General features: G+C 69.2%; 22 protein-coding genes. 11 read left to right on the top strand and 11 right to left on the bottom strand.

Annotated features, from left to right (window positions below; all coding sequences use genetic code 11):
* Positions 1-126: 126 nt before the first annotated feature.
* Together AB0B90_RS17560 and AB0B90_RS17555 are read left to right on the top strand one after the other, a co-directional pair.
* Positions 127-663 carry an NUDIX hydrolase family protein gene (locus tag AB0B90_RS17560; RefSeq protein ID WP_350941413.1) on the top strand — a complete coding sequence of 179 codons (537 nt, stop codon included), beginning with the start codon at positions 127-129 and terminating at the stop codon, positions 661-663.
* 241 nt (positions 664-904) lie between these two features.
* Positions 905-2,191 (top strand): endonuclease Q family protein, encoded by a 1,287-nt coding sequence (locus AB0B90_RS17555; RefSeq protein ID WP_350941414.1) that lies wholly within the window; start codon positions 905-907, stop codon positions 2,189-2,191.
* Between the two features lie 265 nt (positions 2,192-2,456).
* Here AB0B90_RS17555 and AB0B90_RS17550 read toward each other — a convergent pair whose 3' ends face one another.
* Both AB0B90_RS17550 and AB0B90_RS17545 read right to left on the bottom strand, forming a co-directional pair.
* Positions 2,457-3,239 (bottom strand): TIGR04282 family arsenosugar biosynthesis glycosyltransferase, encoded by a 783-nt coding sequence (locus tag AB0B90_RS17550; protein WP_350941416.1) that lies wholly within the window; start codon positions 3,237-3,239, stop codon positions 2,457-2,459.
* 267 nt (positions 3,240-3,506) lie between these two features.
* Complete coding sequence (locus AB0B90_RS17545; RefSeq protein WP_350941418.1) at positions 3,507-3,764, bottom strand: hypothetical protein; 258 nt, start codon at positions 3,762-3,764, stop codon at positions 3,507-3,509.
* Between the two features lie 282 nt (positions 3,765-4,046).
* On the opposite strand from AB0B90_RS17545, the gene AB0B90_RS17540 reads away from it, so the two are divergent.
* Genes AB0B90_RS17540 through AB0B90_RS17530 form a run of 3 tightly spaced genes read left to right on the top strand, consistent with a single transcriptional unit; the run spans position 4,047 to position 9,479 of the window.
* Positions 4,047-5,261, top strand: coding sequence for a DUF559 domain-containing protein (locus AB0B90_RS17540; protein ID WP_362923376.1), 1,215 nt, complete (start codon positions 4,047-4,049; stop codon positions 5,259-5,261).
* Positions 5,251-6,066, top strand: a complete 816-nt coding sequence (locus tag AB0B90_RS17535) for a hypothetical protein (RefSeq protein WP_362923374.1) — start codon at positions 5,251-5,253, stop codon at positions 6,064-6,066. Before AB0B90_RS17540 ends, AB0B90_RS17535 begins: the two co-directional genes overlap by 11 nt.
* Positions 6,066-9,479, top strand: a complete 3,414-nt coding sequence (locus AB0B90_RS17530; RefSeq protein WP_362923372.1) for a DUF87 domain-containing protein — start codon at positions 6,066-6,068, stop codon at positions 9,477-9,479. The genes AB0B90_RS17535 and AB0B90_RS17530 overlap by 1 nt, the downstream gene beginning before the upstream one ends.
* On the opposite strand, the gene AB0B90_RS17525 is transcribed toward AB0B90_RS17530, so the two are convergent.
* Positions 9,439-10,185 (bottom strand): nucleoside/nucleotide kinase family protein, encoded by a 747-nt coding sequence (locus AB0B90_RS17525; RefSeq protein WP_362923370.1) that lies wholly within the window; start codon positions 10,183-10,185, stop codon positions 9,439-9,441. The two genes, AB0B90_RS17530 and AB0B90_RS17525, sit on opposite strands and share 41 nt — an antisense overlap.
* 119 nt (positions 10,186-10,304) lie before the next feature.
* Here AB0B90_RS17525 and AB0B90_RS17520 point away from each other — a divergent pair, with 119 nt between their 5' ends.
* Both AB0B90_RS17520 and AB0B90_RS17515 read left to right on the top strand, forming a co-directional pair.
* A complete protein-coding gene (locus AB0B90_RS17520) occupies positions 10,305-10,805 on the top strand; it encodes a SigE family RNA polymerase sigma factor (protein WP_362923368.1) in 501 nt (166 codons plus the stop codon).
* The gene (locus AB0B90_RS17515) at positions 10,802-12,031 is read left to right on the top strand and encodes a hypothetical protein (RefSeq protein WP_350941427.1); all 1,230 of its coding nucleotides are present in this window, start codon (positions 10,802-10,804) and stop codon (positions 12,029-12,031) included. Before AB0B90_RS17520 ends, AB0B90_RS17515 begins: the two co-directional genes overlap by 4 nt.
* 151 nt (positions 12,032-12,182) lie before the next feature.
* On the opposite strand, the gene AB0B90_RS17510 is transcribed toward AB0B90_RS17515, so the two are convergent.
* On the bottom strand, positions 12,183-12,806 hold the full coding sequence (locus tag AB0B90_RS17510; protein ID WP_362923365.1) for a TetR/AcrR family transcriptional regulator: 624 nt from the start codon (positions 12,804-12,806) through the stop codon (positions 12,183-12,185).
* 104 nt (positions 12,807-12,910) lie between these two features.
* On the opposite strand from AB0B90_RS17510, the gene AB0B90_RS17505 reads away from it, so the two are divergent.
* Both AB0B90_RS17505 and AB0B90_RS17500 read left to right on the top strand, forming a co-directional pair.
* Positions 12,911-14,143 (top strand): cytochrome P450, encoded by a 1,233-nt coding sequence (locus AB0B90_RS17505; protein WP_362923364.1) that lies wholly within the window; start codon positions 12,911-12,913, stop codon positions 14,141-14,143.
* An 8-nt stretch (positions 14,144-14,151) separates the two neighbouring features.
* A complete protein-coding gene (locus AB0B90_RS17500) occupies positions 14,152-14,355 on the top strand; it encodes a ferredoxin (RefSeq protein ID WP_350941432.1) in 204 nt (67 codons plus the stop codon).
* Between the two features lie 114 nt (positions 14,356-14,469).
* On the opposite strand, the gene AB0B90_RS17495 is transcribed toward AB0B90_RS17500, so the two are convergent.
* Entirely contained in the window at positions 14,470-15,408 is a 939-nt protein-coding gene (locus AB0B90_RS17495) for an SDR family oxidoreductase (protein WP_362923362.1), read from the bottom strand.
* A gap of 196 nt (positions 15,409-15,604) precedes the next feature.
* Here AB0B90_RS17495 and AB0B90_RS17490 point away from each other — a divergent pair, with 196 nt between their 5' ends.
* Positions 15,605-16,171 (top strand): helix-turn-helix domain-containing protein, encoded by a 567-nt coding sequence (locus AB0B90_RS17490; RefSeq protein WP_362923360.1) that lies wholly within the window; start codon positions 15,605-15,607, stop codon positions 16,169-16,171.
* Positions 16,172-16,243: 72 nt separating this feature from the next.
* On the opposite strand, the gene AB0B90_RS17485 is transcribed toward AB0B90_RS17490, so the two are convergent.
* Together AB0B90_RS17485 and AB0B90_RS17480 are read right to left on the bottom strand one after the other, a co-directional pair.
* Positions 16,244-18,622: an excinuclease ABC subunit UvrA gene (locus AB0B90_RS17485; RefSeq protein WP_362923358.1), complete on the bottom strand. Its 2,379-nt coding sequence runs from the start codon at positions 18,620-18,622 to the stop codon at positions 16,244-16,246.
* A 65-nt stretch (positions 18,623-18,687) separates the two neighbouring features.
* Positions 18,688-19,098 (bottom strand): VOC family protein, encoded by a 411-nt coding sequence (locus AB0B90_RS17480; RefSeq protein WP_350941437.1) that lies wholly within the window; start codon positions 19,096-19,098, stop codon positions 18,688-18,690.
* A gap of 212 nt (positions 19,099-19,310) precedes the next feature.
* On the opposite strand from AB0B90_RS17480, the gene AB0B90_RS17475 reads away from it, so the two are divergent.
* Positions 19,311-20,210, top strand: coding sequence for a TIGR03619 family F420-dependent LLM class oxidoreductase (locus AB0B90_RS17475; protein ID WP_362923355.1), 900 nt, complete (start codon positions 19,311-19,313; stop codon positions 20,208-20,210).
* Between the two features lie 98 nt (positions 20,211-20,308).
* On the opposite strand, the gene AB0B90_RS17470 is transcribed toward AB0B90_RS17475, so the two are convergent.
* The 4 genes from AB0B90_RS17470 to AB0B90_RS17455 form a co-directional block, all read right to left on the bottom strand.
* On the bottom strand, positions 20,309-20,653 hold the full coding sequence (locus AB0B90_RS17470) for a nuclear transport factor 2 family protein (RefSeq protein WP_350941439.1): 345 nt from the start codon (positions 20,651-20,653) through the stop codon (positions 20,309-20,311).
* Positions 20,650-21,084, bottom strand: coding sequence for a MarR family winged helix-turn-helix transcriptional regulator (locus AB0B90_RS17465; protein WP_350941440.1), 435 nt, complete (start codon positions 21,082-21,084; stop codon positions 20,650-20,652). Before AB0B90_RS17465 ends, AB0B90_RS17470 begins: the two co-directional genes overlap by 4 nt.
* Before the next feature lie 174 nt (positions 21,085-21,258).
* Complete coding sequence (locus AB0B90_RS17460; RefSeq protein WP_362923353.1) at positions 21,259-21,630, bottom strand: hypothetical protein; 372 nt, start codon at positions 21,628-21,630, stop codon at positions 21,259-21,261.
* A 44-nt stretch (positions 21,631-21,674) separates the two neighbouring features.
* Positions 21,675-21,902, bottom strand: coding sequence for a hypothetical protein (locus AB0B90_RS17455; RefSeq protein ID WP_362923351.1), 228 nt, complete (start codon positions 21,900-21,902; stop codon positions 21,675-21,677).
* Between the last annotated feature and the right edge of the window lie 145 nt (positions 21,903-22,047).

Below are 22,047 nucleotides of genomic sequence, written 5' to 3'. Positions count from 1 at the left end.
CCCGCGGCGAGCTTCGCCTTGACCTACGATCTGGTCGTGTCCCGGAATGCCGATCCGACCGCGCTCGCCGGGAAGAACCGGCCGCTCCGACGTCTTTCCGAGCCGACCGCGAAGTACCATCGGTCAATGACCGAAATGACCGAAACCACGCCCGGCTGGCTCGCTCCGGAAGAACTGGAGGCGACCCGCGCGCGGATGCCGATCCTCTACGTCGACGCCGTCCCCGTACGGGTCGACGAGACGGGAACGGTCACGCGCGTCGGCCTGCTGCTGCGCATCGGAGCGGACGGAGCGGTCAGCCGCGCCCTCGTCTCCGGCCGCGTGCTTCACCATGAGCGCGTCCGCGACGCGCTCATGCGGCACCTGGAGAAGGATCTCGGTCCGACGGCACTGCCCTGCATCCCCCCTTCCCCGCAGCCGTTCACCATCGCCGAGTACTTTCCGACCCACGGCGTCACGCCCTATCACGACCCCCGGCAGCACGCGGTCTCCCTCGCCTACGTCGTCCCGGTCACCGGCGACTGCCGTCCCCGTCAGGACGCCCTCGACCTCGTCTGGTTCACCCCCGAGGAGGCTTCCTCACCGGTGGTGCAGCAGGAGATGCTCGGCGGGCAGGGCCTCCTGCTGAAGCAGGCCCTCGCACACGTCGGCTGCCTTTCCTGACCGTCGCACGCCCTGTCGCACGCCCTGGGGAAACGACCGGTCGTCGTACTCGGGCCGGTGCCGCACGCATCGGCCGCTTTCCCGGCCGCCGCACAGGTCGATCACCTTCGGCGACGTACGGCCATGATCCTTTTTCCTGGGCTGTGGCGGGTCTGGGTCATGACGGTCTGGGTATGAGGGCTTCACCGACGCCTACGGGTGGCCCTCGCCGAGCCGGCCTTCCCGGGACAGGAAGCGATGGATGCGTTTTCATGCGGATTTACACATTCACTCGAAATACGCGCGGGCCTGCAGCAAAGAAAGCGACCTGGAGCACCTGACGTGGTGGGCTCGGCGCAAGGGCGTCGCGTTGCTGGGCACCGGTGATTTCACGCATCCGGCGTGGTTCGAGCATTTACGCGAAAATCTCGTACCGGCGGAGCCGGGGCTGTTCCGGCCCCGCGAGGAGATGGCCCCGGAGGCCCTCGGACCGCTGCCCGCCGGTGTCGGCCCCGGTGAGGTGCGGTTCATGCTGTCCGCGGAGATATCCACGATCTACCGGCGCGGCGAGCACACCCGCAAGATCCATCACCTGGTCTACATGCCGGGCTTCGACGAGGCCGCGACGTTCAACGCCAGGCTCGACCGGATCGGCGACCTGAGCTCGGACGGACGCCCCATCCTCGGCCTCGACTCCCGTGCCCTGCTGGAGATCACCCTGAGCAGCGGTGACGGCGCCTACCTGGTGCCCGCCCACGTCTGGACGCCGTGGTTCGGCGTCTTCGGCTCGAAGTCGGGCTTCGACACGATCGAGGAGTGCTACGGCGAGCTCTCCGGCCACATCTTCGCGCTGGAGACCGGCCTGTCCAGCGACCCTGCCATGAACTGGCGGGTCTCCGCCCTCGACCGCTACCGGCTGGTCAGCCACTCCGACGCCCACTCACCGCCCATGGTCGGCCGCGAGACCACGGTGTTCGAGACCGACCTCGACTACTTCGCCGTCCTGCGGGCGCTCCGGACCGGGATTGGGTACGCGGGAACGACCGAGTTCTTCCCCGAGGAGGGGAGATACCACGTCGACGGGCACCGCAGGTGCGACGTCCGGATGGGTCCCGAGGAGACGCGCGGGCGCGACGGGATCTGCCCCGTGTGCGGGAAGCCGCTCACGGTGGGCGTGCTGAACCGGGTCCAGGAACTCGCCGACCGGCCCGACGGTTTCCGGCCAGACGGCGTCGCGGGCTTCCGCAACCTCGTACCGCTGCCGGAGATCGTCGGCGAGATCCTCGACGTGGGGTCGAAGAGCAAGAAGGTCCTCAGGGAGGTCGACAGGCTCACCGCCGCGCTGGGCCCCGAGCTGGGGATCCTGGAGGACGTACCGGTCGAGGACATCGCGGACCTCTCACCGCCGCTCGCGGAGGCCGTCGGACGGCTGCGCCGCGGCGAGGTGATCAGGGAACCCGGGTACGACGGCACGTACGGCGTGATCCGGCTCTTCGAACCGGGCGAGCTGGAGCGGGCGCGCGAGGAGACCGCCCCGACGCTTTTCTAGTGGGCCGTCACACAAGCTTGCCGGGGAAACCAGACCTGAAGAGAGCCGGTCACCCGGTCGTGACACCCGGTCGACGTTCGGAGACGGGCCACCAGCCCCGCCTGCCAGGCACTACTTTCCAGGTCCCCGCCTTCGAGACACCGCTTTTCCGGCCCGCTGCCCCGACACCCAACCCCGCTGACCGCGACCTCCCGGCCTCCCCGCGGTCCCGATCTCCGTGACCGCGCCCCTCGATTCCGTGCGTGCGGCCTTCCTGGACTCCGGATCACCGCAGCGCGCTCATCCTCGCGAGGGCGGCGGCGAAGAAGGACCGCGGGGCCTGTGCGGCCACGACGAACGCGTCGGCCGCGGTGTCCACGTCGGTGAGGCGGGGCATCAGGGCGACGCTCAGCCCGGCCTCCTCCAGCCTCCGCAGCTGGATCTCTCCGACGGTCGGCTCCGACCTCGGGACGCCGAGCAGGAGTGCGGGCTCGGGAGCGCGCAGCCCGAGCAGCCAGAACCCGCCGGCCGTCGTCGGGCCGAACACCGCGTCGTAGGCGCTGAGCATGGACAGGGCGTAGACGAGCATGTCCGGGGTGACCTGCGGGGTGTCGGCGCCGATGAGCACGACCGGTACGGGCAGGAGCCGGTGGGCGTCGTCGAAGGCCGCGGCGAGCCGCTCGTCCGGCGCTTCCCCGCGCTGCGGCAGCACCGTGAAACCGTGGGGAAGCCAGGGGCCGGGGGCGCCGTCGAGCGCGAGCACCCTCCTGTCGACGGGAACGCGGGCGACCGCGCGCAGCGTGTCCTCAAGGGCGGCGGCGGCCAGCGCGGCCGCCTCACGCGCGGTGAAGGGCGGGATCAGCCGGGTCTTCACCTGTCCCGGCACCGGCTCCCTCGCGATCACCACCACCTGCCCCTCGGGCGGCCCGCCCTGGGACGGTACGCGCCGCGACGGCCCGCCCCAGGCTCGTCGGCTCCTGGACGCCTCGCCATGAGGTGTCTCGTTCCCGGTGTTCCAGATGTGAGGGAACGGGCCGGTGCCGTACCGTCCGCTCCCGGCACGGCTCATGCGTCCGCTCGATCGGCCATGACCCGGCGCGTCAGAACCGCCTCCCCGTACGGGCACTGCGGCACCACGTCGATCTTCATCGTTCGACGTTAAGGCCGGTGGGCGGGCTCCCTCGTGAGGGCGAGGACGTGCTGCCAAGAAATGACCGGTTCAGGCCCATGGTTGGAGAATGTTTGGGAATTCCGGCGCGAATACCCCTACTCGCCACGATCACCAACCGGCGTCGCGCCCCCCGAGCTCTTTCAGGAGCGCGTTCGGGAGAACTCCCTACATGCTCTCGGTGAACGTCCGGGAGTTGCTCTCGCTGCTCTGGTAGCTCTGGTAGCCCGGCCCCCACGTCCAGGTCTCCGTACGATCGCCGTTTTTGACGGTCTCCCTCCCGAAGAGCGAGCATTCGCCCGACACGGCGGGAGTGGGCGGGATGAGGGCGGCGGACGCGACCGGCGCGGCGAGCACCACCGTGGAGGCGGCGAGGGCGGCGCCGGTGAGGGCGATGACAGCGGTGATACAGCGGGCAACAGGCATGGGTTCTCCCATGACGTGCGGATGATCCGACGGAGATATCACCTTTTTTCCGGAAAGCCGAACCACGCCGACCATCAAGATTCACACCGAGTCACATTCGGATCATCCGGATTTGTCCACCGCCTGGAATCACACCTTCCACGACCAGGGGATAAATCATCTCAAATACGAAATTTCGGGCATTGAAAACAGGTGAATTTTATCGCTTCTCGCAAAACACCTGCATCACCCGGCACTGGCGTATAACCTCGCGAAGTCTCAACACGCGAAAAAGGACGTGGCGTGGCAGGATCATGGGCGGAGCTGCCGACGGGACGCGTCGTGCGCGTTCGCGGCGCGGACCCCGACGCCATCGCCCTTTCGATCGACCCGCTTCCCGACGACGCGCCGGCGATTGTCACCTACTACGCGGGTGGCACGCGATCCGCGGGGGAAACGGTCTCCTCGGTACTGAGTGAGCTGGAAAAAGCCGCCGTCGATCTGTTCCCCGCGTGGCTGCCCGGCGCCGAGGGCATCGGCGGCCCCGGTGGCGCGGGCGGGCGCGCCGTACGCGTGCTCGCCCTGCGGGCCGCGTCCGCGACCGAGCACTTCGGCCCCTTCCTCGCCGACCTCGCCGAGCGGGCGCTTCACGAGGTCGAACCTCCCCCGCCACAAGGGGCGTCACGGGAGGCCACGGCCCGGGAGGCGCTCCGGGCGTCGCGGGAGGCGGCGACTCGGGAGGCACTTCGCGGGGCGTCGCGGGCCGCTCGGGAAGCGCTACGAGGAGCCTCTCGCGAGGCGAGAGCGCGGCGCCCCTCCAGATTCACCGCCGAGACGCGGGCCGCCGGCCTGGGGCGAGTGATCGCCGCCAGCTTCGGCCGGTCCCGCGCGGCGATCCTCGTACACGTGCCCGCAGACCTCTCTCCCTCGGCGGAGGAGGCGCTCGTCGCGGGGTGCGAATGGCTCGCCCACCACGGTGGCCTGGGAATCTGGCTCGTCGGCGCCCCCCTGGCCACCGTGGACCGGATCGCCGTGACGACCCTGCGACTGCCGGCCGAGGTGACGGACCTCCTCCGCGGCCTACCGGAACCGGCGGATCCCCAGCCCGAGGCCCGTACGGCGCACACGGTCACCTACCCGGCGTTGGCGGGAAGGCCGCATCCGGCGAGCGTCGCCGAACGGACGCTGGAGGCCGCGCTCGCCACGTGCGACTGGGCGACGGGACGCGCGTGGAACCAGACCCACCGGCCGCACCCGCTCGTCAACCCCATCCGGGTGGACCTGCTCTGGCGGGACGAGCGGTGCGTGATCGAGATCGACGGCCCCGAGCACCACTCCCCGCGCGCGTACGCGGCGGACAGGCAACGAGACGTACGGCTCCAACTCGACGGCTACGCCGTGCTGCGCTTCACCAACGCGCAGGTCATCACCGATACGAAAACTGTGCTTCACCAGATAAGGCGATTTCTCCGGGACCGTCGCCCCGGAGCGTTGGAAGGATTAGAACATGCCCGATAAAGCACTTTCACTGCCGGAAATCGCCGCACTGCTGGTGTTGATGATCGAGGCGAGAGAGATCAATAATCGGGATCTCAAGGAACGTCACGGTCTGGAGCTCACCGGAAAACCACGCGTGAAGTTGAACGACCTGAAGCTCGTGGAGAGCCGGAAAGGACAGCGCGGTGCGTTCTTCCACACACTGACCGACGCCGGATGGGCCTGCCTGAACACCGAGCTTCGGACCGGGATCGTCGTCCCGAAGGGCTCAAGCTCGGAGAGGGCCGCGCTCCGCGCCGCCCTGTACATCCTGCAGGGCGTCATGAAGCGGACCGACGACAATCTCGCCGACGTCTTCGACGGAAACACCGCCCCCGTATCCGAGGACTCTTCCGGCGACCCCACACCGGCACCCGCGGCCTCCTCGGACGAGCCCGCGCCCACAACTTCCGCAGACACCCTCGCAAAGGCCCCCACGGCCTCGGCTTCTGTAAACACCCCTGCGGAAGCCCCCACGGCCTCCGCTTTCGCAGATACCTCCGCAGCTTCCCTGGCGTCGGCGGCTCCGGACGTCGAGCAGCGCATTCGTGCCGCCTACCGCGAGCTGGCCACCAAGCCGGACGCCTGGGTGAGCCTCACGAAGCTCCGCCCCCTGCTGGGTGAGGTGCCGAGGGCGACGGTCGACGAGACCCTCATCCGGATGAACCGCATGAAGGACGTGAACATCGTCCCGGAGTCCAACCAGAAGATGCTCTCCAAGCAGGACAGGGAGGCGGCGGTGACCATCGGCGAGCAGGAGAAGCACCTCCTCTGGATCGAGGCGTGATGAGGAACGAGGAGCGCAAGGCCCTGACGGAGCTCAAGCTCAGGCTGAACTCGGTGCTGGCCCTTGACGACGTGTGGAACACCTCGCCGTTCCACGTGAAGGGCCTGCACCGCCACACCGGCCAGCTCCTGCTCGACGGACTGGGCGAGGCCGGGGAGAGCCGAGGTCCGAGCCCGATCGGCGTGGTCGTCCAGGGCCAGCGGGGTACGGGCAAGACGCACCTGCTGGGCTGGGCACGCGCCCGGGTCCTGCGGGAGGGCGGATACTTCATCCTGGTGAGCCTGCTGGACTCCAAGGACTTCTGGGAGAGCGTCGTGGTGTCGATGCTCGACAGCCTCTCCCGCAAGGTCAGGGAGGAAGACGGGGCGAGCCAGCTCAAAACCTTCCTGGAGCACCTGTCGGAGCTGGTGGAAGTCCCCCGGATGGTGCGACGCGCGGTGACCGGGAACACGGCGCTGACGAGGGAGGCCCTCGACGCCTTCGTCGAGGCGCTGCACCGCTTCGACGGACCGCTGTGCCTGGACACCCAGAACACCGTACGGGCGCTCGTCCTGCTCGCTTCGGGTGGCCTCGCGACACAGGACATCGGAACCTCCTACCTTTCCTCAATTCCCGAGGAGGAGCCGGGTGAGCGCGCCCAGTGGGGCATCCGGCGGGGCGAGAAGTCACCGCAGGAGATCGTGAAGGACATCTCGCGGCTCATGGCACTCACCGGCCCCTCCGTGATCGCGATTGACCAGATCGACACGCTTATCGCGCAGTCCTCGCTCGCCGGTGTCAACGACTCGGAGCAGGACTGGCGCCTAGCCCTCGTCGTCGAGCAGGTCGCGGGTGGCCTGATGGCGCTGCGGGAGGTCACCCGCAGGACGCTCACGGTCGTCTCCTGCATCCCCTCGACCTGGATCCTCATCGAGAGGCTCGCGACCGACACCGTCCAGGACCGGTTCAGGAAGACGGTCCAGCTCATGACCATTCCCGACGCGAAGGTGGGCCGCGAGCTGGTCGAGCGGCGGTTCGCCGTGCCGTTCCGGAGGGCCGACTTCACGCTGCCCTATCCGACGTGGCCGGTGCTGCCGTCCGCGTTCGAGGACGCACCCGACTTCACCCCACGACAGCTGCTGAAGGTCGTCGACCGGCACCTCCACTCCTGCCTGGTCGACGGCAAGATCAGGGAGCTGGAGAGCCTTCACGCCCGTCCCGCCCTGGATCCGACCCCCGTTCCCGGGCCCTCTGTCTCCCCCCAGGAATTCGCGGCGCTGGACGCCCGCTTCGCCGTGCTGCGAGACCGGGCGGACGTGACCTCGGCGACCGGTCCCTCGACCGAGGACATGACGATGCCCGCGCTGCTCTCGGCGGGACTCAACGCCTGGATCGCCGAACAGGGCGACGCCGGACGCCTGTTCAGCCAGGATCCCCCGCCGAGTTCGAAGCCTCCCCTGCACGCGCGTCTGCGCCGCAGCCTGGACGAGACCACCGAGGACGAGGCGCACTGGTGCTTCCGCGCGATCGCCACCAAGCACGCCAACGCCGCGCTGGTCCGCCTGCGCAACGCCTCGGTGGCGGCGGGCCTGGACGCCGGGGTCCCGAAGCGGAAACTGTTCGTGCTGCGGAACGCGGAGTGGGCGAAGGGACCGCGCACCCGGGAGGTTCTCGCGGAGTTCGAGCGGGCGGGCGGCAGGGTGCTGCGTGTGGACGACGAGGACCTCAGGATCCTCACGGCGCTCCGCGACCTGTTCGTCGAGGACCCCGCGAACCTGCATGCCTGGCTCGTCTCGCGGAAGCCCAGCGGTGACGTCAAGCTGTTCAGCGAGGCGCTGGGTGACGGGTGGACCGTTCCCGGCGAGCCATCCGGCCCCGAAGGTCCGCCCTCTCCCATCACCTCCGACGAGCCGACCGGCCAGGTCGCTCTCGAAGATGCCGAGACGGCGGGGCACGCCGCCGTACTCGCCGAGCCCGGACACACCGCCACCGGAGGACACCCCGGCCAGGCCGCTTCCTCACCGCGGGTCTCCCCCGTGGCAAGACCCGCTCTGAGGCCCGACACGGAGTCCGACGCGAGCCCTCACACGAGACCCGCGAACCACGGACCCGTGAACCACACGGACCGCCGTACGGGAACCGGCACGGAATCCAACACGAGCCCTCGTACGAGACCCGACGCGAACCACGCGCCGGCCATCACCCTCGGCAGAGCGATGACCGACGGCACCCCCCTCGACCTCGACCTGGAGTCGCTCAGGAAACACACCGCGATCTTCGCCGGGTCCGGGTCGGGGAAGACCGTGCTCATTCGCGGCCTGATCGAGAGGTGCGCGCTCCAGGGCGTGTCGGCCATCGTGCTCGACCCCAACAACGACCTGGCACGTCTGGGAGACCCCTGGCCGTACCCGCCGGCACACTGGGACGCCGATGCCCCCGCGAAGGCCGAGAGGTATCTCGCCGACACCGACGTCGTGATCTGGACGCCGCGTCGCAGCGCGGGACGTCCCCTCAGCTTCCAGCCCCTGCCCGACTTCGCGAGCGTCCTCGACAACCCCGACGAGTTCACCGAGGCCGTGGAGGTGGCCGTCGCGTCCATCGTGCCGAGGATCAAACTGGACGCGAGAACGACCAAGGCCCAGCTCGGGCAGGCGGTGCTCAGGGAGACGCTCAGACACTACGGAAGGCAGGGGGCGAGCAGCCTCAGGGGGCTCATCGCGATGCTGTCGGCACTGCCGGACGGGGTGAGCGAGCTCGACAACGCGGAGAAGATCGCGTCCGAGCTGGCCCAGAGCCTGACCGCGGCCATGGTGAACGACCCGATGTTCGGTGGTGAGGGCGCGCCGGTGGATCCCGGGCTCCTGCTCACCCCTCCCCCTGGAAAGAAGGCTCGCGTCTCGGTGATCAGCCTTGTCGGGCTGCAGTCGGACTACCAGCGGCAGAGCTTCGTGAATCAACTGCAGATGGCCCTCTTCGCCTGGATCAAGAAGAACCCGGCCGGTGACCGGCCGCTGGGCGGGCTGTTCGTGATGGACGAGGCCCAGACGTTCGCGCCGTCCGGCACTATGACGCCCTGCACGCACAGCACGCTCGCGCTCGCCTCCCAGGCCCGCAAGTACGGACTTGGTCTCGTGTTCGCGACCCAGGCTCCCAAGGGCCTGCACAACCGGATTCCCGGTAACGCCGCGACCCAGTTCTTCGGCCTGCTGAACAGCCCGATCCAGATCTCCGCCGCGAGGGAGATGGCCCAGGCCAAGGGGAGCGACGTCACCGACATCTCGCGGCTGCGGACGGGCCAGTTCTACGCGGCCTCCGAGGGGGCTGCGTTCGTGAAGGTGCAGGTCCCCATGTGCCTGAGCCACCATCCGAAAGACCCGCTCAGCACCGAGGAGGTCATCGCGAGGGCGGGGAGACCGGTGGCGGACTTCCGCTGACCTCGCCGATCGAGCGCAGGACGGCGTCGGGGACGACGAGGTCGGCGCGGAAGCGGGTGGTGGCGATGAGGTCGGCGTTGCGCTGGTCGGTGCCCAGCGCCCAGGCCGCGGCGGCCTCGGGGTCCTTGCCGAAGCGCTCGTGCCGGGCGACGAGGCGGCGTACGCGCTCGTCCGGGTCGAGGTCGCAGTACCAGACCTCGTGGAGCCACGATCGCACGCGTGCCCAGTCGCCCCGGTCGAGCAGCAGGTAGTTTCCCTCGGTGACGACGAGCCTGGCGGCCCGAGGGACCGGGATGCTTCCCGCGATCGGCTGCTCCAGGTCACGTTCGAACGCGGGCGCGTAGACCATGTCGTCCTCGTCCTCGCGCAGGCGGCGCAGGAGCGCCGCGTATCCGGCGGCGTCGAAGGTGTCGGGCGCGCCCTTGCGCTCGCGGCGCCCGAGCCGGTCGAGCTCGACGTCGGCGAGGTGGAAGCCGTCCATCGGCACGTACGCCACCCACTCCCGCTCCGGCAGTCCCTCCGGAGGCGCCGATCGCAGCAGGCCGACCAGGTGCTCGGCGAGGGTGGTCTTGCCCGCCCCTGGGCTCCCGGTGACGCCGAGCAGCACGCGGTGCCCCTCCCGTACGAGGGAGCGCGCCCTGACCACCAGGTCGTCGAGGGAGGTCGTCGGGTCGTCCCCGGCCGTAACCGCCGAAGTGCTCGTCACGTGAACGAACGTAGCCGAGCCGCCCGCCGACCTCCAGCGCGGCCCGTACGTCCCGACGGCGCTGCAACAATTCCGGTCCCTGCGCCGTCTAGGCCGTAACGACGCAGAAAGGACGACAGTTGGCCGACGAACCCGGCTTTGACGACTTCGTGGTCGAACGAGGCGAGGCGCTGCTCCGCTACGCGTACGTCCTGACCGGCAACCCCCACGACGCCGCCGACCTCACGCAGGAGGCGCTGACCCGATTACGCGCCGCCTGGCCGAGGGTGCGGCGCAAGACCGACGCGCTCGGTTACGCCCGGACGACGATGGCTCGGCTGCACATCAGCATCTGGCGCCGGCGCAGGCGCGAGCATCTCACCGGGGAGCCGCCCGAGCAGACCTGGGAGGTGGTCTTCCCGTCCGACGAGGACCGGGGGCTCTGGAAAGAACTGGCCGCGCTGCCCCGCAGACAGCGCGCCGTGCTGGTGCTCCGCTACTACGAACAGCTGACCGACGCCGAGATCGCCGAGGTGCTCCGCATCTCCCAGGGGACCGTGCGCAGCCAGGTCTCCCGGGGCCTGGACAAGCTGCGATCCGCCGTCTCCACCTCACCGAAGGCCTACGGGGGCACGCGATGACCGAGATCGAAGACAAGCTGAGCCGCGTCCTGTCCGCAGCCGCGGAGCAGGTGCCCGAGCAGGCGCGGATCACGTTGTCCGCGGCGGTCAGGGAACGCCGTCGGCCTCGGCGGGCGCCCGCCGCGCTACTCGCGGCGGTGGCCGTGGTCGTGGTGGCCGGTGGGGCGGGTACGGCAGTGCGAACCCTGGGCGCGTCGGCCGTACCCCAGCCCGCGGTGAACGCCACGGGTGCGCAGAAATCCACGCCACCGCCGATCCCGGGATGGGATGACGACCTGCCACCGCACATCGAGCGGGTATGGCCGCAGGCCCTGCACAAGATCCCGGCCAGGCTGCCCGATGGCCGTGTCTACCATCCGCAGTTGCTTCTCGACGATCGGACGCTGCTCGTCATAACGAGAGTGGGCGCCGAGAAAAGGCGGCTCCTGTGGAGCTACGACCTGGTGAGCGGCAAGCTCCGGCGGATCGCCGAGTTCCCGAGCCGGAATTCGACGCTCATCGCCGAAAACGTCACCGTGAACGGCGGAAACATCGCCTGGTGGGCGTCGTACAAGGAGCCGGGCAAGCAACGGGTCGCGCGGATCTGGACGGTGCCCGTCGGCGGCGGCACTCCCCGTAAGGTGACCGACGTCCCGCTGGAGGACGTCATGAAGAAGGGCCACATCCGGGCATTGGAAGTGGTGGGCTCGGACGTGGTCTTCTCCCGCGAGAGCGGCGGGGTGTACACGGCACCGCTACGCGGCGGCACTCCGCACCTGGTGCCGGGCACCGAAGGACAGCACCTCCTGGGGTGGCCCTGGGTCGGCTCCCACAGCAAACAGGCCGTCTTCGCCAAGCTGTTCAATATCAAGACGCGGGAGCGGCGCGACGCCGTCGTCAGGCCCGGCGAGAAGTTCGTCAGGTGCGGCGTCAACCGATGCTATGGCCACAGCTCGTCCGGCGGGCCCGGCCCGCGCGTCTTCGCCCGCGACCGCGACGGCTCCCGGGAGCAGACGCTGCCCTCCGTGATCGAGGTAGGTGACGATCCTGGCCTGGAGCGGTTCTACAAGGGGACGCTCATGAAAGGCGTCGTCCTCCACGACGCGCTTACCGGCACCTCCGCCGACCTGGGCGTACGGCAGGACAAACAGGGGGTGATGACCATCCCCGACGGCGGCTTCGACCGGCTGATGGCCTATCAGGTCGGCAAGGAGATGTACGTCGTGGACCTGGCTGCCATCGAATAGCGAAGATGCCGGGACTCATGCCCACCCCGGCACCTTCGGGGAACGCTCCTCACCGCGAGAACAGCCGACCTCTCCCCCTGAAGGAACCCGGGGAAGACCGGCCGGTCCGAGGTGTACGGATCATCGTCGGGGGCCGAAGGCGGAAGCGTGGTCAGAGCGGTGACGCGGAGGCGGCGCGGAGGGCGGAGAGGACGAGTGCGCTCGCCTCGCGGCCGGCCTTCAGCATCTCCTCCGCCGAGCCGCCGTTGCTCAAGCTGACGACGGTGGCGAGCTTGCCCCCGCCGATCACCGCGCCGACGATCGCCGACGCCTCGACGAGGCTCAGCTCCTTTGGGCATGCCCGGTGCAGGGCCTCGGCGAGCTCCCGCTGGCTCTCGAAGAGGAGTAGCAGGCCGCGCGCCCGCAGCGAGGGGACGGTCATGACGAGGTGGTTGATCGGGCCTATCTCGCCCTGGAGCTGCTCGTCGAGGGTGATCGCGGAGAAGCCGGAGTCGACGGCGCGGGCAAGGAGGTCGATCGCCCGGTCTCCCGGACGGGGCTCCGCGATCACCCGCAGCACGCTCTCGACGCCCTCCCGCGAGTTGGAGAAGATCACGTCCTCCTTGCTCGCGAAGTAGCTGAAGAAGGTGCGCGTCGAGACGTCGGCGGCCGCGGCGATCTCCGAGACGGTGGTCTGCTCGTAGCCCTTTTCCATGAAGAGATCCAGCGCGGCGGCGATGAGCGCGTGCCGGGTGCGCAGTTTCTTGCGTTCGCGCAGTCCCAGTGCCTCACTCATGCGGGCAGTTTAATCCATCAAGCCATACTTTGCACCTATTGAAACTTTGCACTTGATGTAGTTTTCTGGATGGGACGGAGCGCATCACCGCAGAGGAGCGCGAGATGACACAGTCCCAATCGGAAGCACAGGCCCACCGGGAACAGGCTCACCAGGAAGCGGTCACCTTCCCCTTCGGACGTCCCAGCCCCTTCGAACCGCCCGAGCGCCTGACCTCGTTACGCGAGGAGGGGCCCATCACCCCGATGGTCTACCCGGACGGCGCGACGGGCTGGCTCGTGACCGGCTACTCCGCCGTACGGTCGATCCTGGCCGATCCCCGCTTCAGCTCCCGGCGCGAGCTGCTGCACGTCCCCATGCCCTTCCCGCTGATGCAGGAGATGCGCCAACCGGCCGACCCCGGCATGTTCATCCGGATGGACCCGCCCGACCACACCCGCTACCGCAAGCCGCTCACCGCGCAGTTCACGGTGCGGCGGATGAAGCAGCTGGAGCCGAGGATCCACGAGATCACCGAGGAGCGGCTCGACGCGATGGAGAAGGCCGGGCCTCCCCAGGACCTGGTGAAGGAGTTCGCGCTGCCCATCCCCTCCCTGGTGATCTGCGAGCTGCTCGGCGTCCCGTACGCCGACCGCGAGGAGTTCCAGCGGTCCACCGCGGTGCTGCTGAACCTGGAGTCCTCCGTCGAGGACATCCGCGCGACGCTCGTCAATTTCAGCGCGTTCTTCGCCCGGCTCATCGAGGCCAAGCGGGCCGACCCGGCCGACGACCTGCTCAGCGGGCTGATCGAGGGCGGCGAGCTGACCGACCAGGAGCTGAGCAACATCGGGTTCCTGCTGCTCGCCGCCGGGCACGAGACGACGGCGAACATGCTCGGGCTCGGCACGTTCGCCCTGCTCCAGCACCCCGACCAGCTCGCCGCGCTGCGCGCCGACCCCTCGCTGATCGACAACACGGTCGAGGAGCTGCTGCGCTATCTCGGGATCATCCACGTCGGCCCGCTCCGCGCGGCCCTGGAGGATGTCGAGGTCGAGGGGCGGCTCATCAAGGCGGGAGACCCGGTGACCCTCTCGCTCGTGGCCGCCAACCGCGACCCCGCCCGCTTCGCCGACCCCGAGCACCTGGACATCACCAACCCCGCGACCGGGCACCTCTCGTTCGGCCACGGGCTGCACCAGTGCCTCGGCCAGCAACTCGCCCGCGTGGAGATGCGCACAGCGTTCCCGATGCTGTTCGACCGCTTCCCCGGCCTGCGCCTCGCCGTACCGGCGGAGGAGGTCCCCATGCGCGAGAAGATGTCCATCTACGGTGTACGGGAGCTGCCGGTCAGATGGTAGGAGGCGACATGAAGGTCACCACGGACGTGGCGCGGTGCATCGGAGCGGGCATGTGCGTGCTCACCGCGCCCGAGGTCTTCGACCAGAGCGAGGACGAGGGCACCGTCGTGCTCCTCGACGAGACGCCCCCGCCCGAGTTGCACGCCGCCGTCCGCCGGGCCGTGCAGCTGTGCCCCTCGGGCGCGATCTCGGTGAGCGATCCGGAGAGCTGAGGCAAACGGATCGGTCGGCCCTGAACAGGAGGACTGAGGCCGGCGGGCCCGCCGACTCTGAACGGGAGGGTCGAGGTTACACGGGCCCGTCGGTCCTGAACGGTAGGGCCGAGGCTACGCGGGCCCGCCGGTCCTGAAGTAGTGGCCCTTCTCCAGGTCCTCGATCAGGCCCGGCTGGGTGGGCTGCCACCCCAGCAGTTCGCGGGTGAGTTCGCCGGAGGCGGGGTTGTCGGTGGCGAGGAACCATGACAGCCACCCGAAGTGCCCGGCCGCTTCGTCGACGGAGACGGAACGGGTCGGCAGATCGAGGTGACGGCCGACGACCTCGGCGATCGAGCGGATCGGCACGCCCTCTTCGGCGACCGCGTGCAGTACCGATCCGGGCGGCGCCCCCTCCAGGGCGAGCCGGAACAGGTGCGCGGCGTCGAGGCGGTGCGTGGCCGGCCAGCGCTGGGAGCCGTCGCCGACGTAGCCGGAGAAGCCCTTGTCGAGGGCGATGCCGACCAGGGCCGTCATGAACCCGTTGTCGCCCTCACCGTGCACGGTCGGCGGAAGTCGTACGACGGACGAGCGGATGTTCCGGTCGGCGAGGGCGAGGGTGAGGTGCGCGGTGCTCAGCCGGGTCCGCGGGCCGCTCTCCAGGCCCGCGGGCAACGCCTCGGGGGTGAGCACGTCCTCTTCCGTGGCCAGATGGCCCGGGGTGAGCCCGAGCACCCCGGAGGCGAGCAGGAACGGCCGGGCGGACCCGGCGAGCACCTCACCGAACGTCTCGACGACGCGGCGGTCCGCGTCGGCGGCGCCCTGGAAGTCTCCCGCGAAGGCGCTCTCGTGCTTGAACGCGAGGTGGATCACCCCGTCCGAGGCGGCGGCCGCGTCGCGCAGGACGTCGAGATCGTCGAGCGTGCCGCGGACCACCTCGACCCCGGCCCCGGTGAGGGCGGCGGCCGAGGCGTCGGAACGGGCGAGCCCGACGACCCGGTGACCCGCGTCGATGAGTTCGGGGACGAGTGCGGAGCCGATCCATCCGGATGCTCCGGTGACGAAAACGCGCATGAGTCATGCCTCCAGCCCGGTCGGTCACCCCCGCGCGGAGAAGGCGCGTCGGGCGACCAAGTAATGTCAGTCGCTGCCATCACACCGTAGCAACCGATGTCAGTCGCTGTCATCATATGGCGGCGAACAATGTCAGCGACTGTCATCACGCGACGCCGACCGATGTCAGCCACTGCCATCGGGTACACTGCCCGACATGGGAAGATGGGAGCCGAACGCACGATCTCGGCTCGAACAGGCGGCGCTGGATCTCTACCTTGAGCACGGCTTCGAACGCACCTCGGTCGCGGAGATCGCCCTGCGGGCGGGGCTGACCGAGCGGACGTTCTTCCGCCACTACGCGGACAAGCGCGAAGTGCTGTTCTCGTGTCCGAGCCTGCTGCAGCAGCTTTTCACGGACGCGGTCACCCAGGCCCCCGAGTCCGCCACCCCGATAGAAGCCGTGGCGGCGGCCATCGAGGCCACCGCGGCCGTGCTCCAGGAACGCCGGGAGTACACCCTCCGCCGCCAGACCATCATCGCCGCCAGCGCCGAGCTGCAGGAACGCGAGCTGATCAAACTCGCCACACTGTCGGCCACACTCACCGACGCGCTGCGGCAACGCGGAGTCGAGGACGCCTGCGCGAACCTCGCCGCCGAGGCGGGCATCGCCGTCTTCAAGGTCGCGACCCGCCTCTGGGTCGAGCAGTCCGGCCAGGGGGACCTCTCCCGGTTCGTCAAGGAGTCGTTCGAAGGACTCAGAGCGGTGACCGCGGGCACCTGACCCGCGAGGCCCGACCGGCTCGGATTCCCGGCGCTCGACGTTCCCCTTGGTCAGGTGCCCGCGTTCTCCCGGTCAGCTGCCGACGTAGGCCGCGAGGTGTTCGCCGGTGAGGGTGGAGCGGGCGGCGACGAGGTCGGCGGGGGTGCCCTCGAAGACGATCCGGCCGCCGTCGTGGCCGGCACCCGGGCCGAGGTCGATGATCCAGTCGGCGTGCGCCATCACCGCCTGGTGGTGCTCGATGACGATGACCGACTTGCCGGAGTCGACGAGCCGGTCCAGCAGGCCGAGCAGCTGCTCGACGTCGGCGAGGTGCAGGCCGGTGGTCGGCTCGTCGAGGACGTAGACGCCGCCCTTCTCCGCCATGTGGGTGGCGAGCTTGAGCCGCTGCCGCTCGCCGCCGGACAGCGTGGTGAGCGGCTGACCGAGGCTGAGGTAGCCGAGCCCGACGTCGGCGAGCCTGCCGAGGATGGCGTGCGCGGCCGGGGTGCGCGCCTCGCCCGCTCCGAAGAACTCCTCGGCCTCGACCACCGACATCGCGAGCACCTCGCTGATGTCGCGACCGCCGAAGTGGTATTCCAGCACCGACGCCTGGAACCGCTTCCCCTCGCACTCCTCGCAGACGGTGGCGACGCCCGCCATCATCGCCAGGTCGGTGTAGATGACGCCCGCGCCGTTGCACTCGGGGCAGGCACCCTCGGAGTTCGCGCTGAACAGTGCCGGCTTCACGCCGTTCGCCTTCGCGAACGCCTTGCGGATCGGTTCGAGCAGGCCGGTGTACGTCGCCGGGTTGCTGCGCCGCGAGCCCCGGATCGCGCTCTGGTCGACCGAGACCACCCCCGCGCCCCGGGGGATCGACCCGTGGATGAGCGAGCTCTTGCCGGACCCCGCGACACCGGTGACGACGACGAGCACCCCGAGCGGGATGTCGACGTCGACGTTCTGGAGGTTGTGGCGGTCGGCGCCGCGAATCTCCAGCGTGCCCTTGGGTGTCCGCACCGTCTCCTTGAGCGTGGACCGGTCGTCGAAGTGGCGGCCGGTGATCGTGCCGCCGGTCCTCAGCCCCTCGACGGTGCCCTCGAAGCAGACGGTGCCACCCGCCGTACCGGCGCCGGGGCCGAGGTCGACGACGTGGTCGGCGATCACGATCGTCTCCGGCTTGTGCTCCACGACGAGGACCGTGTTGCCCTTGTCCCGCAGCCGCAGCAGCAGGTTGTTCATCCGCTGGATGTCGTGGGGGTGCAGGCCGATGGTGGGCTCGTCGAAGACGTAGGTGACGTCGGTGAGCGAGGAGCCGAGGTGCCGGATCATCTTCACGCGCTGCGCCTCGCCGCCCGACAGCGTGCCCGCGGGCCGGTCGAGCGAGAGGTAGCCCAGCCCGATCTCCACGAACGAGTCGAGGGTGTGCGCCAGCGTGCCGAGCAGCGGAGCCACCGAGGGCTCGTCCAGGCCGCGTACCCATCCGGCCAGGTCGCTGATCTGCATCGCGCACGCGTCGGCGATGCTGACCCCGCCGATGCGCGAGGACCTCGCCGCCTCGCTGAGCCGGGTGCCGTCGCACTCGGGGCAGGTGGTGAAGGTGACCGCCCGGTCCACGAACGCCCGGATGTGCGGCTGCATCCCCTCCCGGTCCTTCGACAGGAACGACTTCTGGATCTTCGGGATCAGTCCCTCGTAGGTGAGGTTGACGCCGTCGACCTTCACCTTGACCGGCTCCCCGTAGAGGAAGTCGTGGAGCTCCTTCTTGGTGTAGTCGCGGATCGGCTTGTCCGGGTCGACGAACCCCGACTCGGCGTAGACCCGTACGGTCCAGAAGCTGTCCGACTTCCAGCCGGGGATGGTGAACGCGCCCTCGGCGAGCGACTTGGAGTCGTCGTAGAGCTGGGTGAGGTCGATGTCGGAGACCGCTCCCCGGCCCTCGCAGCGCACGCACATGCCGCCGATACGGGTGAAGGTCGCCTTCTCGGCCTTGCGGGCACCGCGCTCGACCGTGATCGCACCGCTCGCCCGGACCGTGGCGACGTTGAAGGAGAACGCCTGCGGCGAGCCGATGTGCGGCTGCCCGAGCCGGCTGAAGAGGATGCGCAGCATCGCGTTCGCGTCGGTGGCGGTGCCGACCGTGGAGCGGGGGTCGCCACCCATCCGCTGCTGGTCCACGATGATCGCGGTCGTCAGCCCTTCGAGGACGTCGACCTCGGGCCGCGCCTGCGTCGGCATGAAGCCCTGCACGAAGGCGCTGTAGGTCTCATTGATCATCCGCTGCGACTCGGCGGCGATCGTACCGAAGACCAGAGAGCTCTTGCCCGAGCCGGAGACACCGGTGAACACCGTGAGCCGTCGCTTCGGGATCTCGACGCTCACGTCCTTGAGGTTGTTCACCCGCGCGCCGAGCACGCGGATCAGATCGTGGCTGTCGGCGGCGTGCGGCTCGGACGACCTCTCGGTCATGCTCATCGGCTCTCCAACTGTCTGCGGGGGCGGTTGTGCGAGTTCTTCTTGGCTGCGCTTTCCCCGGGGGATCAGCGCAGCTCCTGGATGCGGACCAGGTTGCCCGCGGGGTCACGGACGGCGCAGTCTCGAACGCCGTACGGCTGCTCGGTCGGCTCCTGGCTGATCTCGGCGCCACCGGCACGCAACCGTTCGAAAATACTATCGAGATCGTCGGTGGAGAGGACAATACCGGCGTAGGTGCCCTTCGCCATCATTTCCACGATGGTGCGGCGCTCGTCGTCGGTGACTCCGGGGTCGGCGACCGGCGGTTGCAGCACGATGGAGGTGCTCGGCTGCCCGGGGGGACCGACCGTGATCCAGCGCATCCCGGCGTATCCGGCGTCGTTGCGGACCTCGAAGCCGAGGATGTCGCGGTAGAAGGCGAGGGAGGCTTCCGGGTCGTCGTGCGGAAGGAAGCTCGCGTGGATGGTGATGTCCATGGCATTCACGCTAGGTGCGGCTCGGGGGTGGTCGCTTCTCCGATCCTGACCGGTCGGGTCACCTGTCCGGCCAGGCAGGACGGTATTTCCGTCGCCGCCCGGCCGAATCCGGACGGAGATTTCGACATCCCTCCCGGGGAGAGCGCAAAAATCTCATGCCCGCTCCGACTACTCATCGAAAGGACACACTTCAACGATCATCGGAGAACGAGATGAACCATCCGCGTATCGGCGTCAGCCTGCCGCACTTCGGACCGTACGCGGGCCCGGACGCCATCGTCGCCGTGGCGCGGGCGACGGAGCGGCTCGGGTTCCACGCCGTGTCCGTCAGCGAACGGCTGCTCATGCCCGCCGCGCCGGACTGGACCAACGACGCCGGTCTGCCCGAGTCCCATGTCTGGGACTCGCTGGAGATCCTGACCTGGGCCGCCGCCCACACGGAGCGGATCCGGGTGAGCACCGGAATCGTCAATTCGATCTTCCAGTCGCCCGTCATCCTCGCCCGCAGGCTGGCCACCCTCGACCGGCTGTCCGGTGGCCGTCTCGACGCCGGTATCGGCCAGGGGGGCGGCACGATGGAACCGCCGTACTACATTCCCGAGGAGTTCGTCGCGGCGGGAGTGCCGGCCTCGCGCAGGGGCGCCGGGTTCGTCGAGCACATCGCCGCGATGCGGGCCTGCTGGGGTCCGGACCCCGTCTCGCATCACGGCCGCCACTACCAGATCCCGTCGTCCCTGGTCGGGCCGAAGCCGTTCGGGGACACCATCCCCCTGTTCATCGGCGCGCTCACCCGGCAAACCATCGAACGGGCGGCGCGCGTCGGTGACGGCTTCATCGTCGTGGCCCTGGACTGGGAGGAGACCCGGACCAAGATCCTGTGGTACCGGGAGGCGGGCGGCACCGGCACGGTCGTGGTGAACACGATCCAGGCCTACCCCGACACCCCGATCACCCCCGCCACGTTCACGGACGCCATGCTGAACGACCTCGAACGCGCCGCGAAAGCCGGCGCGGACGAGATGCACCTCACCCTCAACCTCAAGCCCGTCTCCCCTGACGATCAGATCGAACTGCTGGAGGCCCTCGCCGGCAAGCTCGGCCTGCCCGCCTGACGAGGCGCCGGTGAACGCCTCGTCCCGCGTTCACCGGCACCTCTCCCGTCGGCTTCTACGAGAGCGACGTCGTCGCCGCTACGCGCCGGACGACCCCCTCAGGAGTCGCGTCGCAGCGACGACAGCCCCCACAGCTCGGCGATGCGCCCGTCACGCACCCGGAAGATCTCCAACATGGTGGGTGATTCCCGGCCGGGAATCCCGTGCACGCTCGTGCGGACGGCGACTGTGTCCCCTTCGACGACCATGTCCTCGATGACGACCCGGGCATCGGGGAACGCCTCGTGGAACCCCTGCCATGCCCGGGTGACGCTCGCGGGGCCGGTCGTGCCCAGAGGGTGGCTGTAGAAGTCCGCCGTGAATATCCCCTCCGTCGCGGCGTGGTCGTGGGCGTTGAACGCCGCGTACATCCGCCGGGCGGCGGCCCGCACGTCTTCGGTCATCGGCCCTCCTGTTCGAGGATGTTCGCGCGGACGCGACGCAGGACATCCAGCACGATCTCCCGCTGTTGCGGGGTGGTCCGGTCGAGAAGCCGTTCCTGGTACGCCTGGTGTGCTCGCTCCAGATCGGCCGCCACCCGCTCACCGGCAGCGGTCAGCGCGGCCAGGGTGTAGCGGTTGTCCTCCGGGTCCAGGCGACGGCCGAGCAGTCCTTCGGCCTCGAATTCCTTGACCAGCCGGGTGACGCTCGCGCCGTCGACGCTCAGTGTCCGGCGCAGGTCACTGTGACTGGTCTCGCCGTCACGCCACAGCCGGATGAGCAGCTGCACTCGCTGAGGGCTCATCCCCACGTGCCGGGCGAATGCCTGCCGCAGCTCAGCACAGGACCCGCCAAGCTCACGGAAGAACGTGTCCTCCACCGTCTCTTCACGCATGATCTCTTTATATTCTCAACTCTTGACTTCATCAAGAGATTTATCGCCCCGCCCAGGACACGGAATCGAGGAAGATCAAGAAGTGACGCCGAAGCCACCTCGCGCCCTGCCCGACGTCCGCCGGGAGCGGTGCCCTCGCCACCCCTGACAAGGGCACCGCCACGGCGACCGGGGTCATGAGTCCCGGTCGCCCCCGGCCCCGCGAGCGATCCCGGAAGGTTCGCACCACCGCTCGCGCTCGCGGGAGTCGTCGGCGCGACGATCACGAGACCGCCGCCGCGCCCGTCCGGGAGACGTACCGGAGCCCTCCACCTCGGGGCGGACGGCCAGAGCCATCACGATCCCGTACATCTGGGCTTCGAGATCGTCGGCGGTGGCCCCCTGGAGGATCACCGGGCCAGGCACCGGCCAGGCCGCGATCGCGTAGAACAGCCGCGAGTGCGTGCCGTAGAAGACGGTCCAGTCCTTCCACTCACGATCCAGCCGCTCCGCCTCACCACGGGCACGGTGATCCCACGTACGCCGGGGAACGAGAGCGGGGGCCATACCGTCCCGGTGCCGCCCTCCGCCGGACGCGGGCCTGCGCCGGATCACGAGACCGCCTGCTCGCTCACCTGCCGAGCGGCACTCTCCTGCCGCTCGACCTCCTCCCGCAACTCGTCGAGAGTGTCGGCGTCGACCGTACGCGCCGCCCCGGCATCGAACTCCGCATCGGTGAACGGAACGACACGAGACGCCCACAACCGCCCCTTGTCACTGAGAATGACCCGCCAACCGGAAATCACCGGCTCGCGGGGCGTTGATTTATCATCGTCCATGGATCGGACCTCCATCCGATCAAGGGGCCCGTTCCGGCGTGTAGTGCCGTGGCGGGCTCCGCCATTTCACGGGGATCTTCGCCGCGTCCATGTAATAGTGGAATTGCCGAACGAGATATCCAAGAGGTTTACTGGGGGAAGAGGC

The sequence above is a fragment of the Streptosporangium sp. NPDC049078 genome, assembly GCF_040648855.1.
Lineage (GTDB): Bacteria > Actinomycetota > Actinomycetes > Streptosporangiales > Streptosporangiaceae > Streptosporangium.
The sequence above is the reverse complement of the archived record's forward strand: the minus strand, read 5'-3'. Positions and strand labels throughout refer to the sequence as shown.

Bases quoted from the DNA above. Each gene is read 5' to 3' on its own strand.
- AB0B90_RS17530 (WP_362923372.1), top strand. From the start codon at position 6,066: ATGAGGAACGAGGAGCGCAAGGCCCTGACGGAGCTCAAGCTCAGGCTG.
- AB0B90_RS17535 (WP_362923374.1), top strand. From the start codon at position 5,251: ATGCCCGATAAAGCACTTTCACTGCCGGAAATCGCCGCACTGCTGGTG.
- AB0B90_RS17545 (WP_350941418.1), bottom strand. From the start codon at position 3,764: ATGCCTGTTGCCCGCTGTATCACCGCTGTCATCGCCCTCACCGGCGCC.
- AB0B90_RS17515 (WP_350941427.1), top strand. From the start codon at position 10,802: ATGACCGAGATCGAAGACAAGCTGAGCCGCGTCCTGTCCGCAGCCGCG.
- AB0B90_RS17495 (WP_362923362.1), bottom strand. From the start codon at position 15,408: ATGCGCGTTTTCGTCACCGGAGCATCCGGATGGATCGGCTCCGCACTC.
- AB0B90_RS17505 (WP_362923364.1), top strand. From the start codon at position 12,911: ATGACACAGTCCCAATCGGAAGCACAGGCCCACCGGGAACAGGCTCAC.
- AB0B90_RS17460 (WP_362923353.1), bottom strand. From the start codon at position 21,630: ATGGCCCCCGCTCTCGTTCCCCGGCGTACGTGGGATCACCGTGCCCGT.
- AB0B90_RS17510 (WP_362923365.1), bottom strand. From the start codon at position 12,806: ATGAGTGAGGCACTGGGACTGCGCGAACGCAAGAAACTGCGCACCCGG.
- AB0B90_RS17490 (WP_362923360.1), top strand. From the start codon at position 15,605: ATGGGAAGATGGGAGCCGAACGCACGATCTCGGCTCGAACAGGCGGCG.
- AB0B90_RS17480 (WP_350941437.1), bottom strand. From the start codon at position 19,098: ATGGACATCACCATCCACGCGAGCTTCCTTCCGCACGACGACCCGGAA.
- AB0B90_RS17485 (WP_362923358.1), bottom strand. From the start codon at position 18,622: ATGAGCATGACCGAGAGGTCGTCCGAGCCGCACGCCGCCGACAGCCAC.
- AB0B90_RS17560 (WP_350941413.1), top strand. From the start codon at position 127: ATGACCGAAATGACCGAAACCACGCCCGGCTGGCTCGCTCCGGAAGAA.
- AB0B90_RS17470 (WP_350941439.1), bottom strand. From the start codon at position 20,653: ATGACCGAAGACGTGCGGGCCGCCGCCCGGCGGATGTACGCGGCGTTC.
- AB0B90_RS17475 (WP_362923355.1), top strand. From the start codon at position 19,311: ATGAACCATCCGCGTATCGGCGTCAGCCTGCCGCACTTCGGACCGTAC.
- AB0B90_RS17550 (WP_350941416.1), bottom strand. From the start codon at position 3,239: ATGAGCCGTGCCGGGAGCGGACGGTACGGCACCGGCCCGTTCCCTCAC.
- AB0B90_RS17465 (WP_350941440.1), bottom strand. From the start codon at position 21,084: ATGCGTGAAGAGACGGTGGAGGACACGTTCTTCCGTGAGCTTGGCGGG.
- AB0B90_RS17455 (WP_362923351.1), bottom strand. From the start codon at position 21,902: ATGGACGATGATAAATCAACGCCCCGCGAGCCGGTGATTTCCGGTTGG.
- AB0B90_RS17500 (WP_350941432.1), top strand. From the start codon at position 14,152: ATGAAGGTCACCACGGACGTGGCGCGGTGCATCGGAGCGGGCATGTGC.
- AB0B90_RS17555 (WP_350941414.1), top strand. From the start codon at position 905: ATGCGTTTTCATGCGGATTTACACATTCACTCGAAATACGCGCGGGCC.